Raw genomic sequence first — 17,706 nt, 5'->3', positions numbered from 1 at the left:
AAAGCCACGCTGCCCCATTGATTTGGTATTTTCAACGCATCTATTGTATCTGCATGGCAGCATTCTGGCAAGTCAATCTTATTTTTCGAGGTGCCCTATATCGACTGTGATGACCCATGCCGTGATTATCGGTCTGGGTGAGCGAACAAAGGCGTCGGCTCAGGGCTCTTTCGCCGGCAGGGGCAATGGCAGACCGGACAGCCGGCCGACCAGGGCCAAATCTTGCCTCCACTCCTCGAATAGTTCGCGCTGGTACATCGACGCAGTTTGAAAACAGGGCTTAGAGCAGGTGTACTCCAGCGCACGGGAGGCCAGTATCGACCTGTCAAGGTGATTTGGAGGCATTGCCTGCCTCGGATGTGAAACGGTCCGGTTCCCTTGGAGAGGTGTAAATCTCGTGGCTTGTGCCTGGTTTGAGTTGGCTATTCAGGCAGCTGCTGTCCGCCTACAAGCGGGACGACTGACACCTTGCATCAACAAGTGCTAACTATTTTGCCGGATGCCTGCCAAAACTGGTTTCTGCTCCTGCATGACAGGGGAATCTGTTTGCGTTCAGGACAGTCATGTTGCTGGAGTATCTGCAAAGCCATAAGACTTACCAGGACTGGCAGCCGGAGGTGCTTTGCCGCTGGGCTCCACGCCTGGAGGAGGCTTAGACCTCAGCGGGGGGGGGCTCCTCGTTGCCCAAGGTGTAAACAGGAATCTCTCCCATCCCCTTCACCGGCACCGGGCCGAGCGGGCGCACGGGCAACTCCCCCCTGACCAGCTCGGCGGTGGCCGCATCGAAGACCACCGGCACCTGCAGCGGGCGCGTCTGGCCCTCCAGCCGACTGGCGAGATTGACTGTGTCGCCGATCACGGTGAACTCCAGGCGCTGGGGACTGCCGATCTGCCCCACCATCGCTGGGCCACTGGCCAGGCCGATGCCGCTTTTGAGTGGCTCGATCCCTTCGGCCCGCCAGGCCACGTTGAGCTCTTCGAGGGCAACATGCATGGCCCGAGCGCAGTGCAGGGCGGCCAGGGCCTCCTGCCGCTCACCCCGTCCCAGGGGCGAGCCGAACACCGCCATCACCGCATCGCCGATGAACTTGTCGATCGTGCCGCCGTGGTCGGTGATCACCGCCACCATGGCGCCGAGATAGCGGTTGAGCTGGCGCACATGCAGTTCGGTGTGCCCCTCCTTGCCGCGCTTCTGGGTGAGCTGGGTGAACCCGACCAGGTCGGAGAACAGCACCGTCACCGGCCTGAGGCGCCCGCGCAGCATGCCCTCCGCCGCCGCCGGATCGGCCAGGATCTCCGCCACCACGCTGGGAGCCACATAGCGCTCGAAGGTGCGCCGCAGCCGGCGCCGCTCCGACTCCTCCCGCTGATAGGCCTCACCGCCATAGAGCAGGCCCAGCAGCACCAGACCTCCGGCGGGCCCCAGCAGGGGCAGCCAGCGATGGCCGTGCAAGAAGGTGAACCAGCCCGCCAGGACCAGGGCCAGCAGGCCCACGCCCACCCAGCCGAGTCGCCAGCTCAGGCGTTGGCCCCGCAGGGCCACCGCGCTCACCAGCAGCAGTGGGAGCATGGCCAGCAGAGCCCGCCACAGCGCAGCGGTGGGCCAGGGGGCCAACCCATCACCCCCCAGAGAGTTGGCGGTGGCGGTGGCCAGGATTTCCAGGCCTGAGAGACGGCCGAACGGCGTAGGGTTGCCGGCCTCGCCCTGGGACACCACAGGCCCGATCAGCACCACGGAGCCGCGGACGGCGGGGCGCAGGGGATGGCCCCGCCAACGGCCGGGGTCCAGCACCTCCCAGGCCGGGATGCGCGGAAAGGTGCCCTCCGGCCCGTAGACGTTGAGAGCCATGACGGCGTCGTGCTGGCGGCTGCTGCGCCCCGCCAGGCGCAGGGTGGTGGCCGAGAGCGAGGGGAAGGGCTCCACCCCATTGGCCGGCAGCAGACGGCGGCCATAGGCCTCGGGGTGACGCGGCGGCTCACCGGGTTCAGCCGGCAGGGTGTTGCCGAGCCCGAGGCGCTCCGGCCCGCCCAGGGCCTCCAGAACCGCCTCCGGACGGATCAGGGTCAGGCCGGAGGACCCCGTACGCGCATCCTCGGGCTCCAGCATTTCGGCCGCCAGGGCCACGCGGCCGGGATAGCGGCGCAGTTGCGCCGTCAGGTCCCGGTCGTCGGCGGGACCCCGGCCGCTGGGGCCAGCGAAGACCACATTGACGGCCACAACACTGGCTCCGGCCTCGATCAGGCGGGAGGCCAGCAGGCCGTAGGCCGCCCGGGGCCAGGGCAGGGTGCCCGTGCCCACCGCCCAGGCGGGCGGGCGTTCCTGCGGCTGACTCTGGTACCAGTCGCCCTGCTGAAGGGTGGCATCGTCGATCGGCACCACCAGTACATGAGCCGGCGGCCGGCGCTGGCCACGCAGCACTAGCATCTGGTCTTCCAGACCCCGCTCCCAGTCACGCCAGCGGCCGAGTGGCCAGCCGCTGATCACCCCCGCCAGCACGGCTACCCCGAGGGAAGCGGCAGCCAGGCTGCGGGTCCGGGTCATGGCGGGGATCCCCTATCAGAAGAAACGCGGAATACCGAAGAAGGGAATCGAAGGAGCCGACGGCGCCGACGGCAATGATGGAATCGTCACCGAGGGCAGGTTGGAGCGCAGGTAGCTCTCCAACGATCCGAAGGCCGGCAAGGGAGTGGTGAAGCCCTCGAACAGGGGGCCGCCCAGGATGGTGCTGTAGTCGCCGCTGCTGAGCTTGAGCAGGGTGAGCACCACACCGGCCGGGGAAAGCTGCACTTTCTCGCCGGCATTCACAGTGGTTGAGCCGCCAGGGGCCGGCTCCCCGTCACTGAGAGGCTCCACCTCCACCGAGCCCTCCAGCACCGAAAGCTCGGAGCCGCCGCTCTCATCAACCGAAAGCAGGTAGTTGGTGCCCCGCACGCTCAGGCGCGAGGAGCGGGTGCAGCCGGCCTGCTTGCCGGAGACCAGCACCTGACCCTTGCTGAGCAGGAAGCAGTCCTGGCCCAGGCGCAGCAGGGAAAAACGGTTGAGGCGGCCAGCGGCACCGGAGGGGAAGGCCAGCTGGCCGCGACTGTTCTGGGTGCTGACCTGCTGGGGTGTGAACGCCTTGTCGTTCACCTTGGCCTGACGGGTGTCGATGAACAGCTCCTTGCCATCGAGGATCTCCCGCACCGTGGCCGCTTCGGCGGCCAGCAACGGCGTGGGCAGCAACGGCACCACCAGGCTGGCGAAAGCCAACAGCCGCAGCAGCGGTTGCCTCCAGGGAATTCCGACACCAACGGAAGCAGACGACGGCGACATGGGCGATTCCGCAGAGGGACGATCAGGCAGAGCGGGACTCAGTCATGGGCATTCTGCTGGCTCCCTTGGCGCTGGACCACGCAGTCCCAGCAGGGCCAGCACCTCGAGCGGCTCAGGCCAGCCCTTGAGTTGGTGGGCTCCCAGGGGCTCCACCTCCAGCTCCCCGGGCAGCAGGGCCAGCAGCTCGGCGCTGATCAGGATCGGATGCTGGGGATAGTGGCGGGTGAGGCCCTCCAGGCGGCTGGCCACGTTCACGCTGGCGCCCACCACGGTGTACTCCAGCCGCTGGCTGGAGCCGAGATTACCGGCGATCACCTCACCCACGTGCAGGCCGATGCCGTGGCGCAGGGGGGGGCGATTGTCCAAGGCCAGCTGCTGATTGAGGTCACTCAGACCACGGTGCATCGCCAGGGCGGCGCGTACTGCTGCCCTGGCCTCGATCTGATCGCCACGGCTGCGTGGCACACCGAACTCCGCCATCACCGCATCGCCGATGAACTTGTCAAGCAAGCCCTGCTCCGCCAGCACCGCCTCCGCCATGACCTCGAAGTAACGGTTGAGCAGGGCGAACAACTCCGCCGGCTCCAGAGCCGCACTCAGGGGAGTGAAGTCGACCAGATCACTGAACAGCAGCACGCAGCGGCACCGCTGGCCCCCGGCCTGGTTCCAGATCGGTGCGGGGTTGCGCAGGATGTCGTTGAGCAGGGTCGGGGAGATCCGGCGAGCCAGCACCTGGTGGAGGTAGGCCCGCTCATGGAGCTCCTGACGGGCCTGGCCAGCCACGCGCAGGCCGCCACCAAGCAGGGGGGCCAGCAGCAGGGCACCCAGTGGCAGGTTGAGCTGGGCCCACAGCCAGAGCCCATAGGCCAGGCCAAGGCCCGTGGCCATCAGCGCGACGGCTGTGGCTGCCGTGCCCAGGGCCGCCGCCGGCCGTCCCAGGAGCACCACAGCGCCAGCACCCCAGAGCAGCAGCAGCAAACCTTCGGCCGCCCATGGAAGCGAACGCAGCCCATCGCCCTCCAGCACATTGCCCACGGCCGTGGCCAGCACTTCGCTGCCACTCATGGGCCCATAGGGCGTTTCCTGCTGATCCCCCAGCTCCGCCGCCGTGGCGCCGATCACCACCGTGCGTCCCGTCCAGATCCCCGCCGGGGCCTGCTGAATCCGCCAGGCCGGCAGCGCTGGCAGGGTGCCCGCCGGGCCGCGGTAGTTGAGGCCAAGCGGTTCCTCATCCAGGGCATCCGGCCGCACCAGAAAGGCCATGGGCAGCGGCTTGGGGGGCGCAAATCCCGCAAGCTGCTCACGCCACCAGAGCCGACCCGGAACCGCTTCCGCCACCCCATCGTCCGCGTACAACAGGGTAGTGAGGCCGGGTGAACCCAGGTCCAGCACTGGACGTCGCAGTTTGGTCTGCTCCAAACCCTGCCCCTGCTCCAGGGTGTAACCGGTGGCGAGATGGACCCGCTCCCTCCAGGGGGTCAGCAGCGCCAGAGCAGTCGCATCATCGGCCGGGCCGTAGCGGCTGGGCTGGCTGTACTCGATATTGACCAGCACCCGTCTGGCGCCACCCCGCAGGGCGGTGGCGGCCAGCTCCGCCTGGAGCGCGCGGGGCCAGGGCCAGGGGGCCATCCGTCGCCAAAGCGGAGAGGCCTGGCGTTCATCGGACCCCAGCAGATCCGCCAGGCGCAGGGACTCGGAGTCGATCGCCAGGATCAGGGGATCCCGCGGCGCTGGCCGGGGACCCCGCCAGCGAAAGAACGTGCCACGGGCCAGGCGCTCGAATCGGGCCAGAGCCGCCCCCTGTGGGGTGTCGCGGCAGGCAGGGAGCGCCACGACCAGGGGCAGGACCAGCGCCAGCCACCAGACACGGGCACGCTTCACGGAAGGCGATCCAGCTCCCGCTCCAAGGCCGGCAGGGTTTCCATCGGTGAGTTGAAACCTTGGAGCAAGGTGCTGGCACGGCGTCGCTGGTTTGCCTCGGCCCGGCTTAACTGCCGCGGCCCACTCCAGGCGCCCCTCTCATGAATCACCTCCTCACCGCTGCTGAGGGTGAAGCGCTGACCGTCAACGGCTTCCACCTGAACCGACCCTTCCCAGCTGAAAATCCGCAGCCGCTCTGGGCTGGCTTCAAGGAACACCGTGGTGCCTGAGATTGAGGCGGTACCGACCCGTGTCCTGATCCGCAGGGGCGCCCCTCCAGTGCGGCCGGGCAGCAACCAACCGATGATCTGGCCGCGTCTGAGTTCCACGTCGCGGCGGCCGATCAAGGCGAGAGAATCGCCCCCCAACCGGAATCGACGGCCATCGGGGAACGCCACCTGAATCCTCCCGGGCTTGCGGGTGCGCAACACCGTGGAGGGCACCAGGCTCTGGCCGGTGCGGGCGTCGGACTCCTTCTCCCGAGGCGGGATGACGTAGGCCGGCCTGGAGGGCACCTCCACCACCTTCGGCCTGGAAGAGACAGCCCCGCTGGTCTGGGCCGGCAGGACCCCAGCGAGCAGGACCACGCCAGTGAAGGCCAGTGGGAGCAGAGGGTTGAGGCTGGCTATGGCACCAGAGCGCAGATGCTCCCAGCCTGCCCCCTCAATCTTCGCAGCGCCACACCTGATCGGCGGGGGTCCAGTCGCTCAGCTCGGAGGGCTGGAACCAGAGACCGATCTCGAAGACGGCGGTTTCGGGAGCGTCAGAGCCGTGGATCACATTGCGGCCGATGTTCACCGCCAGATCGCCCCGGATCGTGCCGGGCTCGGCCTCCAGTGGCTTGGTGGCACCGATCAGCTTGCGGGCGCTGGCGATCACCCCCTCGCCCTCCCACACCATCGCCACCACCGGGCCACTGGTGATGAACTCCACCAGGCCGGCGAAGAAGGGGCGCTCGCGGTGCACGCCGTAGTGGCTCTCGGCCAGCTCACGACTGGGCACCAGCTGCTTGAGGCCCACCAGCTTGAACCCCTTGCGCTCGAAGCGGCCCAGGATCTCCCCCACCAGCCCCCTCTGCACCCCATCGGGCTTGATGGCGAGGAAGGTGCGTTCGGTGGCCATGGCAAGGGAAAACGGATGATCGAGCCATCGTCTGCGCTGGGCCTGCCGCTTGGCAAGCCAACCCACTGTGTTCCCTGCGCCATACGATCAGGATCTGTCTGGACCCCCCGCCAGAACTCAACCCCGAGCAGGGCCGGGCGCTGGGGCTCTGAACGCCTGGTGAGCCTGACTAAAGTTACCGGGAGGGTTGAATCACTCCCTCCCCCGCGCGCATGCCTGCCGATACTGTCGCCATCGCTCCTGTGGACCAAGCCTGGAGCGTGGCCGACAGCAGCCGGCTCTACGGCCTCGACGGCTGGGGAGACCCTTACTTTTCAGTCAATACCCGGGGCCACGTGATGGTGCAGCCCCGGGGAGAGCGGGGTGGCTGCCTGGATCTGGTGGATCTGGTGCAGGGCCTCCAGGGGCGCGACCTCAGTCTGCCGCTGCTGATCCGCTTCGACGACATCCTCGAAGACCGGCTCGAGCGGCTCCATGCCGCCTTCGAGCGGGCGATCGCCCAGTACGGCTACACCGGCCGTTATCAGGGGGTGTTCCCGGTGAAGTGCAACCAGCAGCGCCACGTGGTCGAGCAGCTGGTGGAGAGCGGCCGCCAGTGGCATTTCGGCCTGGAGGCCGGCAGCAAGGCGGAGCTGCTGATCGCGCTCTCCCTGGTGGAGGACCCCGAGGCCCTGCTGATCTGTAACGGGTACAAGGACCAGCGATACATCGAGACGGCAATCCTGGCCCGACGGCTGGGCCGCCAGCCGGTGGTGGTGATTGAGCAGCCCGATGAGGTGGAGAGGATCATCCGTGCCAGCCGGGATCTGGGGGCCGCTCCTCTGATCGGCGTACGCGCCAAGCTGGCCAGCCGCAGCACCGGCCGCTGGGGCAGCTCGGTAGGCGAGCGCGCAAAGTTCGGCCTTTCAGTGCCGGATCTGCTCGCCACGGTGGAGGCCCTGCGCCAGGCTGATCTGCTCAGCGAGCTGCGCCTGCTCCACTTCCATGTGGGCAGCCAGATCAACGACATCGCCGTGCTCAAGGACGCCCTGCAGGAGGCGGGCCAGATCTACGTGCAGCTGGCCGAGCTCGGGGCGCCAATGGGCTATCTCGATGTGGGCGGCGGCCTCGGCATCGACTACGACGGCAGCCGCACCGCCACCGCCGCCTCCACCAACTACTCCCTGCAGAACTACGCCAACGACGTGGTGGCGACGGTGCGGGAGTGCTGCGAACCCCGCTCAGTGCCGCTGCCCACCCTGGTGAGCGAGAGCGGCCGTGCCATCTCCAGCCACTTCAGCGTGCTCATCTTCGATGTGCTCGGCACCGGGGGCGTTCAGGGTGAGGAGCCGGCGCCGCAGGGGGAGGAACCGCTGATCGTGCGCAACCTGCGCGACACCCTGGCCTCGATCCAGGCCACCGTCCTCGACGCCCCTGGTCACATCGACCACCTGCAGGAGGGCTGGAACGACGCCATCAAGTTCAAGCAGGACGCTCTCTCCGCCTTCCGGCTGGGCTACCTCAGCCTCACCGAACGGGGAGCGGCCGAGCAGCTTTACTGGGCCTGCTGCCAGGCGATCGCCGCCCAGCTGGAGAACCGGAGCGCGACCACCCCCATCCCCGACGACCTGAAGGCGCTCCAGGCTGCCCTGGCGGGCACCTACTACGCGAACCTCTCGATCTTCCGCTCCGCTCCTGACACCTGGGCGATCGATCAGCTCTTCCCGGTGATGCCCATCCACCGGCTCGATGAGCGCCCCAGCCGCCTGGGCAGCTTCGCCGACCTCACCTGCGACTCCGATGGCAAGCTGGCCCGCTTCATCGGCCCCGGCCAGGCCAAGCCACTGCTGGAACTGCATGAGCTGCGCTCGGGTGAGCCCTACTGGATCGGCCTGTTTCTCGGTGGCGCCTACCAAGAGGTAATGGGAAACCTGCACAATCTGTTCGGCAGCACCAATGCGGTCCACATCCGTCTGGGTGCCAACGGCCGCTACCGGGTCGACCATGTGGTGAGGGGCAACACCAATGCCGAGGTGCTGGAGGCGATGGAACACGATCCGGCACTGCTGCTTGAGCGCCTGCGGGTGGCCAGCGAAGCGGCGATCGGGCGGGGCGACCTGCCCCTGAGCGACGCCCGGCGGCTGATGGCCCACCTTCAAGGAAGCCTGCGCCAGAGCACCTATCTCGACTGCCAGCCTGGAGACGCTCCGGGACCTGGCCTCTCCCCGTCAACGATGGGCTGATGGCACCACGCTGGCAGAGACGGCTGGCCTGGTCCAGACTCCTGGCTCGCTCGGAAAACTCCGGGAGGAATCTCCAAAGGCTCGCCGGCCGGCTGACTCCCTATGGAGTCGCCGCCCTGCTGCTGTTCGGCATTCAGCGGAGTCGGATTGCCGAATCGCTAGATCTTTTGCTCTACGACCTCATCACGACCAGACAGCCGCTTCCCTCCGCCCGGAATGAGCCGATCACCCTGATCGGGATCAGCGAATCGGATCTGGCCGCCTATGGCTGGCCCATCGATGATCGACTGCTCTGCCGCACCATCGATGGGCTGCTGGCCAGCGGAGCGAGTGCGGTGGGGCTGGATCTCTATCGGGATCAGGGAGTCGGACCTGAGCGCCGCTGCCTGACGGATCGGTTCCGGAGGAATTCCAGGCTGATTTCGATCTTCAACCAAGCCGAAGGAATTGGGGCGATCCCCGGCACGCCACCCAGCCGCATGGCCTTCAACGATCTGATTCTTGACATTGACGGTGTTATCCGCCGCGATCTCATCCACGTGGGCAATCAGGATGAGAAAACAGTTTCTTTCCCGCTACGACTAGTGGAGGTGGGCACAGGCGATGACAGCCTGCGCCGAAGACTGAATACTGGGAAGGATCCAGGGCCCTGGCTGGAAAAACGGTCGGGGGGTTACGAGGATCTCGATGCGTCCGGATACCAGCAGATGCTTCCATTTCGCCAACCAGGCACCTTTGCGACCTATAGCCTTGCCGACGCCCTCCATGGTCACGTGCCTACCAGCAAAATTGATAGTCACATCGTGATCATCGGCAGTGTTGCCCCGAGTCTTCGGGATCTCTTTGAGATTCCGCACACCCGCTTCACTTCAGGGGATACCCCCCTATTGATGCCCGGCGCAGAGATCAATGCACTCCGCACGGCCGCCCTCTTGAACCAGCAGCGAGGCAATCCCCAACTTCTAATTCTGACTGCAACCGGCTGGCAGCGATCGGTGATCGATGTAGTCGCCATCCTGATCGGAATCCTGGTGGGTGAGGCCTTCGTCGCACTGCGACGCAGCATCATCTGCGTCTCGATTCTCGCGTTGCTGTTTGGTGCACTTGGGGTGCTCCTACAGGTTCAGGGGATATGGATCGGGATCACACTACCGCTCACAGGATTGGTGCTGATGGCTGGCAGCGCCTGGTTACGCCGGGGAGTGGTGAGTCAGCAGAACAGGGTTCAGATGGAGCGACTACTCGGCCAGTCCACCTCGCCGGCCATTGCCAAACAATTGTGGGAGCACCGTACCGAACTACTGTCGAATGGCCGTTTCGAAGGGCGACAGCTTTATGTCACGGTGATCTTCGCCGACACCCAGCATTTCACGACCATCGCTGAAACCAAATCTCCGGCGGATCTGCTCTCCTGGTTCAACAGGGGGATGGCCTGTTGCGTTCCCGCGATCACGCGTCACTCCGGGATGGTGAACAAATTCACGGGCGACGGATTCTTTGCTGTGTTCGGCGCCCCGCTGGGCGATGGACCGGAGATCGACGCGATCGCGGCCATCCAAGCTGTTCTGGAGATTCAATCCGGCCTGGAACTCCTGAACGAGAACCTGGCTCGTGAGGGTGAGCCAGCCATGCGACTACGCCTCGGCGTCCATTCGGGGTACGTCCTGGCCGGTTCGATGGGCAGCAGCGAGCGACTGGAGTACGCCATCATCGGCGACACCGTGAACTGCGCCTCCAGACTGGAGAGCCTGGACAAGGAGGTTCACGAGAATGTCTGCCGTGTGCTGGTTTCTGCCGCAACCCGCGCATGGCTCCCTGAAACCTGGCCATTGGCCTGGAAAGAATGGGGCCGGGTCACGATCCGAGGCAGGGCCGAACCACTGGAAACCTGGGAACTGATCGGTGAACTCAAAAACAGCGCACCGGAAGGCGTTCAGGCCAAACCTGACTGAGCTGCTTCTTCAAGTCGAAGGCCACCAACACGTCCTGGGTGGAGATCTGGCCTCCGCAAGACTGTCGGAAGCGGGTGAGAAGATCCTGAACTCGTCGATCATCCTGAACGCCGTCAGTGATCAGGAGACTGACGGCTGGTGGGGCGCCTGCTTCGGCAGGGATATAAAGCTCGTCGGGAGCCACTGAGGTGGCCGTGCCGCCGCTGACGGTCCCGCAGTCATAAGACGACTCCCAGACAGTCGGCACCTTGGAGGGCGGACGCATGAAGAGCATCACGGCTGCATCGGAGGCCGGCAAGGATTGCTTGACCGGTGTGGAGGCGGTGTCGCCTTCGTGATGGGGACGGAACTCAAGGAGTACGGATCTTGGCGAAGCGGAAGGCCCCATGAGCAGACCGAGCACGCCACTGGAAGCAGGCGCGAAGACGCTGCTGGCAGGAACGAGATGGGCCAGGAAACGAGCACTGCATTCACCCCGGGTTGCCCCACCCACCCGTCGCCCTGGGAAGGAGTTCCGCAGATTCAGATCGGTCTGGGCATGGGCGAACGAACACTGGAAGGCCAGTGCCAGCGCTGCCGACAGGAATAAGCTTTTCAAGACCTCACATCACTGATTTCCTCCATGATGAAGCTGAAGTCCTGTGTTTGGACGACATCTTAAGAAACCAGAACTTCTCCTGGGCCAGCAATCAACGTCGTTACCACGGTGTGCCAAGCAGCTGAATTCCTGCCCAGTAATAGGGATGCTGAAGCCCACGTTGGAGCCAGTCTTGCTGAGCCGCAACGCCAAGGTTGGAAAGCAAGGGATTTCCATCCACACCAATCAGTTGATTGTCGATCAACCTGACCTGGCCATTCATGAAAGCAGACCGAGTGGCCTGCAAGGCCTCCGACTTCGGTAGGCCTGCATCGAGGAACCGGTAGAGCTGAATGAAGAAAGCAGATGTCGCCACATCATCGACGTACCAGAGGGTTCCCAGAGCGCTCTCCGCACCCGCCTGCAGGGCAAGACCAGCGAATCCCAGCTCACTGCTCGGGTCACCGAGAGCCGTCCTGCAAGCACTCAGGCTGAAGAGCTTGAGTGGTGAACCCTGACGTCGCTGACGTAGGGAGGAGAACCTCTCCAGGCTCATCGGCTCGGTACCGGAATACAGCTTCGACTGACTCACACCACCTGGCAGAAACTCAGCGTGGGTCGCCAAATGCACCATGGTGACCTCGGGAGCTCCAGCTCGTTCGAGCAGCACCTGAGGGGTGAAGGAGCGATTGAGGTACTTTTCGGCTGTGCTGCCGCTGGTGACCTGATTGAGCTCCTGAGGGACCAGGGGCAAAGGGGCCAGATTGCTGAACTCAGAGGCCCCCAGCGCCAGCATCCGCTTTGGTTTCATGACGGAGGGATCGACTCGTGGGAGCAATCCGATCGATGGTGTCAGGGATAAGGCGTAGCGGATTCCGAAGTAGGTCGACCCGTCGTGAAGCGCCGCATAAGGAACCCCCTGAAGACCGGCGTCTGCGGAGATCAGGATGGTGGTGATACCTCGTGCTCTCAGGTCAGCCTCAACTGGTCTGATCAGCAGGTCGTACAGCTGTCGTGATGCCGAGCGTGGGTTAGTCACCTCCAGCGACTCCTGGCGAGCCAACTGGCGATAGAGCACCTGCAGAAGAGAGGCAACAGCAGTCCTGGAGATCTGCACACGCTTGCCAACGATCTCTCCCTGGGGAGGGATCAGAGTGATGTCGAGGAAGCCCTGACGAGTGGTATCAGGGCTGGCCGCCTGTGCGGCAGGGGCCCCAGTGAAGCTGACCCTCAGCACGGCTGGGGTGTAGGTCGATCGCTCGAATCCGCCCACAGGTGCGGGGGCTGGAGCCGACGAAGCGGCCTGGGATGGCGCGACAGTGACAACCCCAAATGGGAGCGCCAGGAGCGACATGGAAAGAAGCGACAAGCTGGTGCGTGCGAAGCTCATGACTTTTCCCGGCAGGCAGGGGATGTCTGATCGCGGCGTGTGGCGCACATCATCTTGCGCAGCATCGCCTGGACATTCTCAACACGGGTGCCATCGGGATCGATGGTTTCATCCTCGAGGCCCAGCTTGTTCGCCGTATCTTGCTGAGCCGCCGTTTCTCCCTCAACAAAACTGGCAGTGGCCTGCTGGAGGCTTAGGGTGATGAAGGACAAGTCCGAAATATTCAGGGCCAGATCAGGACCATCCACTAGGTCCGGGCCTTCGAAGGGGGGGGATACAGAGGATCTGGTGTCGGTGATCACGATGCTGGGTGTGAGCGTATTGTCGGGATCCGATGAGCTCTTCGGGAGGACCGCCACGTCGTTGCGACGTGAGGAGGCTCGAACCAGGGGGTCTTGGGGAGATATCGGAGCAATGTCCACCAAAGTTCTCTCCAGTTCCTTCTTTGGCTGGGAGGGCCTGATGCTGGCCAAGGTCTCCGCATTGTCGTTAACCAGGTAATTTCCTGCATCCCTGCCGCTGAGCCCGAGACCGCTGGCGGTCACCAACTTGTTTGTGCCCGGGTCGGAATTGTTAAATCTAGCAATTCCTCCAATATAGTTGACCTCATCTCCGGCAACCACACGGTCGAGATTCAGACTACGGCTGGCAATGGTGGCATCCGCAGTCCCGTCGAAGTCCTTGTTGCGGACCGTGATCGTACCGGTAAGCTGCCGCGCATTGATGAATCCGCTCAGACCACTAGGCTGAAGTAGGAAGTAATTGCTGAGATTGGCTGTGCCCGTAAGCCGACTGCTACTCACCACAGGGATTGGCGATGATGACACATTCTTGGTGATGAACGAACCGGCTTCGATTAGACCCACATCCTGACTGCCCACGACACCCTGCAGTCGCCCCCCCCGGAGCACAGCGGCCGTGGTTCCATCATAGATTTTGCTCTCCACGTTGGTACCGATAACCGACAACGGCTTCGGGGTGATGACACCTCTGTCGCCCACGTAAGGTGTAGTAGCCGACGGAATCACATAGCCATAGACCGGAGCCGTTCGCCCTGGAGAGACTGGCGCGAGGATCTGCAGATTACTGGCGAACAGCTGCACACGCTTTCCCGTGCCAACATCCGGGATACTGAGTCCGGTGCCGGCTGTCAGGTAAAAGGCATTGTTGATATCAGCCGAACCCACGAAGTCCCCATCGATCAAGTCGCCAGGGGCGCCCAAAAATCCTAGAGTGGATATTAGAGCATTCGCAGTTCCATCATAGACCTTGCGGACTTCTCCGAGAACAGGGTTTAACTCGGGAACAACTTCGTAGACCAATCCATTTCCCGGGTAAGAAACGGGGCATTCATTGAAGCAGACGCCATATTCCTTAAAGTCAAACGGGAGGCCCCCAAGCTCAGAGTTGCGAGGCTCAATTGATTCGATCAGCCACCGACTACCCGGTTGGACATTCAACGCATCGGAGCCTGCTCGATTGACAAATGCATCCGTAAGAATATCAATGGTTGTAGTGAAGCCTTCAAGGCCAGGTCGGCTTATCTCTGTCGCGGTCAAGGAAGCTAAAGGGCCAAGTTCAAGACCGCCAGTCTCGATAAACATAGATTTCGCGAAAATCTCTGTATCAATACTGATTGATCGGCCTGCAAAGAATAGCAGAGGGGATTCAACAGACTGCAGCACAGTACCTCGATCCACAATGATGCTACTGTCTGTTTGCACAAGGATGCCATCCGCTTTAACGGCTGAAGATCGGAGCAACACATTACCCCCCTGCGCGTCAAGCAAAAGTTCGTTAGAGACTGTTAGAAGGCCACTGCTAATATTCAAGTCCCCATTTACAATACTCAAGCTCCCATTCACCGATAGCCCAAGGGGGGGGCTTGTTAGAGTATTAGGATCGGTTGTAAACCCTCGGAAGACAGGGGATCCATAAAATGCATTACTATCGTCAACGATTTGGTCAGAGGTTGTTTTAACAACATCAAAAATATTTACATTACCTCCCGAAAACTGCAGGCCAGTAGCGGTGCTGAGATTCAGATTCTGGACGTTCTGAAAACCTCCCGAACCGCTAATTGATATGCCCCCAGGAGACAGCCAAAAGAGATTACCAGGACTGCGAAGCTCTATAGGCTTGTCAATGAAACTTCCCAAAGGATCGATCACGCCCAAGATAACATTTTTATAGACAGAGAAATCAGGAGATATAAATACAGTATTGTCAATATTTACTCGTTCAATGCCCCCCCTCGTGTCAAACTTGGAAAAGCGATGAAAGAGATTGTCGCCTACACCCCTTCCTTCGGTGACATTACAGACTCCCGACGAACAGCCACCTTCGTCCCCGTTCAAGTTGTTGACCAAAGTACCTAAGCTACTAGCGCCATCAGCACTACCAATCCCTCTAACTTCCCCTGCCTCTACTGGGGCAGCTGCTAGGACGACTGCGCAGAAGGGCACTGCCACAGCTCGCAGTAGGGCGCCTAATGAGAACTGCTTGGCGCACGTGGAGGCCTGGAATAATATGGTCAACTTACTACAATTCACAATGAAAATGGAGTGCGTGGGCGAGAAAATAAGGTGGCATTAATTTTATTCACTTTTACCACTTTGCGACATGTCTAATTGACTCTAATCATCAATTCAACATAATGCACTTAACAATTGCAATCTGCAGCATTGGCTACCGATTGCAATTCACTCTCTACCCTTCTTGCGGTATTCGACTTGACACACATGAGAAGATATCGCGCAATTCGTAGAGTAAAGCGTTGCTTGATCTCCTTCTTGCCCAGTTGGTGGCCCCGCCGGTTCAGAACAGTCCTGTGCGCCTTCCCGGGCCGGACGCTGGCCAGGAGCGCCCCGGGGCAACGCAGGAACGTCAGGCACCATCGATTGAGGTTGAACCTCCTCCTGCCGGCCCCATCCCCGCTACTCCGGCTCCGCCCAACGACCAGCCCCCTGCACCGCAGGCCACCAACTTCCCCACGATCCTGGGTCTGACCAGATATTCAACAAGAGAACTGGACACCATCCTTGCCCCCTGCCGTGGTATCACCGATCCGACTCAGCAGTTGGAAACCTGCGCCGCCACCCTCACGGCCCGATTGGTCAAAGATGGTTACGTCAACACCCGGGTGTACGCGCAGACAACTCCATCGCCTGGCTTTCTGAACGTCGTGGAAGGACGGGTCGTCGAACTGCGCGTCAACGGCAAGGACCTGAGGCTGAACCGGAGGGTGGCCCACCTGATCAGTCCCCTGAAGGGAGCGGTGCTCCACCTGCCTGGAGTGGAACGGGATCTGCGGCTGCTCAACCGTGTCCCAGGGATCACCAGCGTTCGCGGCAGTCTCTCCAGGCTTGGCAGTGATGTCTCCCAGGCAGTGCTCACCCTCAACGTCGAACCTGGAACCGTGCCCTGGCGTGGCGAAGTCTCCCTGCGCAACGACGGGTCGAACGGGTCCGGAGAGGCGCGTGCGACCGGCACCCTGGTGAAAGGAGATCTGGCTACGGAGGGGGACACCTTCCTGGTCTACGGCGAGGTGAATACCGACGACACCCCCTCCCTGGGCGCCCTGATCACATCGATCAGCTACACCTACCCGCTTGGGGATCAGTGGAATCTGACCGGGGCCTTCGGTTACAGCAGACGAAATCTTATCGAGTTGCCATCACCTGCCGACGAATTTTCAAGCACCCAGTTCCAGGGACTGGGCCAACTTGAATGGGTGTTCAAGGAAACACTGCGCCAGCGCTGGAGCCTCACGGCAGGGGGAAGCTGGAACCGAAGCAACACCTTCTTCGCAGGCAAGGGGCTGGATCCCACGTTCTTTCCCGAAGCCGTTCGGGCTCCCCAGTCGGGATATCTGCGGCTTGGGTTGACCGGTACAAGCATCGGCGAACGCTTTGGCTTGGGTGGCAACGCCTATCTGCTCCAGGGAATCGGCGCCGCCACACCAGCTGTACAGAGGAGCGAACTCGACCAGGTGGGAATTCGGCCAGGCGAAGCGTCTGCCCTGGGCGCCATCCTCACGGCAGCCTGGGGCTTCGCACCAGGCTGGCAACTCAACCTCAGGGCAGGTGGACAGATCGCCCTTAATCCCCTCACCTCACCGATGCAGTTCACACTCGGCTCGGATGTGGGGCTGCGGGGCTTACCCGGCCAGTTGATCAGCGGCGACAGCGGCCTGCTGGGAACCGGGGAGGTCGTCTGGACCTTCTGGCGCAAGGATCAACAAGCCCTGCAGCTGGTGCCCTTTATCGGTGCCGGTGCCATCCGCACGGACCTCCCCTCCGTCACCTTCGATGACACCGTTGGCGCGGGCGGTGTGCTTGCTCGATGGATCCAGGGCGATCGTTGGATTCTTGAGCTGGGCTGGGTCAGTCAGTTCGAGACCGACAACAACGGTGGTGAGTGGAACGATTGGTTACTCGGTGATGGGCTCTACGGAAAAGCCACCTATCGATTCTGACGGCGTGCTGTAACCCAACCGACAGCTCAGCCCTCCAGTGAGCAGCTCACAAGCACCTGATGGAGTTCCGAAGCGCTCATCTTGTTGTGAGCACCAAAAAATTGATTCGCAATCTCCTGCTGGTGGACCGATGCACTGCTCTCGATGGAGCCGAAAACCTCGCCAAGACGCTGCTTCAACAACGTGACTGCTGAAGAATCCGTATGATGCGGGAAACGTGAATCCACAATGATCTGGAGAGGAGTATTTTTAATGAAGGTTGGATAAGCCAGTGCAGATCTGACTTGAGGATGCAGACCGTAGGGATGGACTCCCGCTGCTTCGTAGAGTTCCAGTCTGATCCCATGGGGCATCACGGCAGGCAGCGGTCGGGCCAGTAGCCAGCTGACATGGGCTTTGAGGATCGTTGAAAACCCATGGTAATCCTTGCATCCTCCTCGGTAAGATCAAGGAACTGAGCCAGTACACCAGCCACCGTGTGCCCCCACCCAAGGGAGCCACCCCGATCAATGTTCTGGACCCATGAGGAGGCGCTTGGGATGTGGGGAGACGAACCGCAGTTGAAGGTGGTGAGGGAGCGGATGAAACTGCTGCTCGACATTCATTACGACGAACTGGCGCCGGTGCTGAGGCAGGCCAGGGCTGACTGAAAGTCAATTCATCCCGTCTGCGCGGATTTGACACCAACCCAGCCGAGCATTTGGTTGATGTCATGCGCCACGGCCATCAGGCC

Annotated in this window: 13 protein-coding genes; 4 read left to right on the top strand and 9 right to left on the bottom strand. The window is 62.5% G+C overall.

All coding sequences use genetic code 11. The annotated features are described in order from the left end of the window. Nucleotides 1–652 precede the first annotated feature (652 nt). The 5 genes from CJZ82_RS16660 to ndk all read right to left on the bottom strand — a co-directional run bounded on the left by CJZ82_RS16660 (nt 653) and on the right by ndk (nt 6,355). Entirely contained in the window at nt 653–2,542 is a 1,890-nt protein-coding gene (locus CJZ82_RS16660) for an adenylate/guanylate cyclase domain-containing protein (RefSeq protein ID WP_094556871.1), read from the bottom strand. A gap of 15 nt (nt 2,543–2,557) precedes the next feature. Continuing rightward, nucleotides 2,558–3,313, bottom strand: coding sequence for a FecR domain-containing protein (locus tag CJZ82_RS16655; protein ID WP_143593744.1), 756 nt, complete (start codon nt 3,311–3,313; stop codon nt 2,558–2,560). Nucleotides 3,314–3,355: 42 nt separating this feature from the next. Next, a complete protein-coding gene (locus CJZ82_RS16650; protein WP_094556870.1) occupies nt 3,356–5,194 on the bottom strand; it encodes an adenylate/guanylate cyclase domain-containing protein in 1,839 nt (612 codons plus the stop codon). Continuing rightward, the gene (locus CJZ82_RS16645) at nt 5,191–5,820 is read right to left on the bottom strand and encodes a FecR family protein (RefSeq protein ID WP_233130340.1); all 630 of its coding nucleotides are present in this window, start codon (nt 5,818–5,820) and stop codon (nt 5,191–5,193) included. Before CJZ82_RS16645 ends, CJZ82_RS16650 begins: the two co-directional genes overlap by 4 nt. A 76-nt stretch (nt 5,821–5,896) precedes the next feature. After that, nucleotides 5,897–6,355: a nucleoside-diphosphate kinase gene (gene ndk, locus CJZ82_RS16640; protein WP_094556868.1), complete on the bottom strand. Its 459-nt coding sequence runs from the start codon at nt 6,353–6,355 to the stop codon at nt 5,897–5,899. A gap of 212 nt (nt 6,356–6,567) precedes the next feature. Between ndk and speA the strand changes: the two genes are divergently transcribed. Continuing rightward, nucleotides 6,568–8,577: a biosynthetic arginine decarboxylase gene (speA, locus tag CJZ82_RS16635; RefSeq protein WP_094556867.1), complete on the top strand. Its 2,010-nt coding sequence runs from the start codon at nt 6,568–6,570 to the stop codon at nt 8,575–8,577. Beyond that, the gene (locus CJZ82_RS16630; RefSeq protein ID WP_094556866.1) at nt 8,577–10,529 is read left to right on the top strand and encodes a CHASE2 domain-containing protein; all 1,953 of its coding nucleotides are present in this window, start codon (nt 8,577–8,579) and stop codon (nt 10,527–10,529) included. The genes speA and CJZ82_RS16630 overlap by 1 nt, the downstream gene beginning before the upstream one ends. On the opposite strand, the gene CJZ82_RS16625 is transcribed toward CJZ82_RS16630, so the two are convergent. The 3 genes from CJZ82_RS16625 to CJZ82_RS18140 form a co-directional block, all read right to left on the bottom strand. Next, nucleotides 10,486–11,127 (bottom strand): hypothetical protein, encoded by a 642-nt coding sequence (locus CJZ82_RS16625; protein ID WP_094556865.1) that lies wholly within the window; start codon nt 11,125–11,127, stop codon nt 10,486–10,488. The genes CJZ82_RS16630 and CJZ82_RS16625 overlap by 44 nt on opposite strands. Nucleotides 11,128–11,227: 100 nt before the next feature. Continuing rightward, on the bottom strand, nt 11,228–12,379 hold the full coding sequence (locus CJZ82_RS16620; RefSeq protein ID WP_158218625.1) for a CHAT domain-containing protein: 1,152 nt from the start codon (nt 12,377–12,379) through the stop codon (nt 11,228–11,230). 113 nt (nt 12,380–12,492) lie between these two features. Further along, a complete protein-coding gene (locus tag CJZ82_RS18140) occupies nt 12,493–14,853 on the bottom strand; it encodes a YDG domain-containing protein (RefSeq protein ID WP_143593743.1) in 2,361 nt (786 codons plus the stop codon). Nucleotides 14,854–15,299: 446 nt separating this feature from the next. Between CJZ82_RS18140 and CJZ82_RS16610 the strand changes: the two genes are divergently transcribed. Further along, a complete protein-coding gene (locus CJZ82_RS16610; RefSeq protein WP_158218624.1) occupies nt 15,300–16,973 on the top strand; it encodes a ShlB/FhaC/HecB family hemolysin secretion/activation protein in 1,674 nt (557 codons plus the stop codon). A gap of 26 nt (nt 16,974–16,999) precedes the next feature. Here the strand turns inward: CJZ82_RS16610 and CJZ82_RS18135 are convergent, their stop codons facing one another. Beyond that, nucleotides 17,000–17,326 carry a hypothetical protein gene (locus CJZ82_RS18135; RefSeq protein WP_143593742.1) on the bottom strand — a complete coding sequence of 109 codons (327 nt, stop codon included), beginning with the start codon at nt 17,324–17,326 and terminating at the stop codon, nt 17,000–17,002. 156 nt (nt 17,327–17,482) lie between these two features. Between CJZ82_RS18135 and CJZ82_RS16605 the strand changes: the two genes are divergently transcribed. Further along, nucleotides 17,483–17,623: a hypothetical protein gene (locus CJZ82_RS16605; protein ID WP_198949825.1), complete on the top strand. Its 141-nt coding sequence runs from the start codon at nt 17,483–17,485 to the stop codon at nt 17,621–17,623. The last annotated feature ends 83 nt before the right edge of the window (nt 17,624–17,706 follow it).

The organism is Synechococcus sp. 1G10 (assembly GCF_002252625.1).
Taxonomy (GTDB): Bacteria; Cyanobacteriota; Cyanobacteriia; order PCC-6307; family Cyanobiaceae; genus Regnicoccus_A.
Note: the sequence above shows the minus strand (reverse complement) of the source record. Positions and strands in the feature narration are given on the sequence as shown.

Excerpts from the sequence above, each read along its gene's own strand:
- CJZ82_RS18135 (WP_143593742.1), bottom strand. The coding sequence starts at position 17,326 with ATGCCCCATGGGATCAGACTGGAACTCTACGAAGCAGCGGGAGTCCAT.
- CJZ82_RS16630 (WP_094556866.1), top strand. The coding sequence starts at position 8,577 with ATGGCACCACGCTGGCAGAGACGGCTGGCCTGGTCCAGACTCCTGGCT.
- speA (WP_094556867.1), top strand. The coding sequence starts at position 6,568 with ATGCCTGCCGATACTGTCGCCATCGCTCCTGTGGACCAAGCCTGGAGC.
- CJZ82_RS16660 (WP_094556871.1), bottom strand. The coding sequence starts at position 2,542 with ATGACCCGGACCCGCAGCCTGGCTGCCGCTTCCCTCGGGGTAGCCGTG.
- CJZ82_RS16605 (WP_198949825.1), top strand. The coding sequence starts at position 17,483 with ATGTTCTGGACCCATGAGGAGGCGCTTGGGATGTGGGGAGACGAACCG.
- CJZ82_RS16655 (WP_143593744.1), bottom strand. The coding sequence starts at position 3,313 with ATGTCGCCGTCGTCTGCTTCCGTTGGTGTCGGAATTCCCTGGAGGCAA.
- ndk (WP_094556868.1), bottom strand. The coding sequence starts at position 6,355 with ATGGCCACCGAACGCACCTTCCTCGCCATCAAGCCCGATGGGGTGCAG.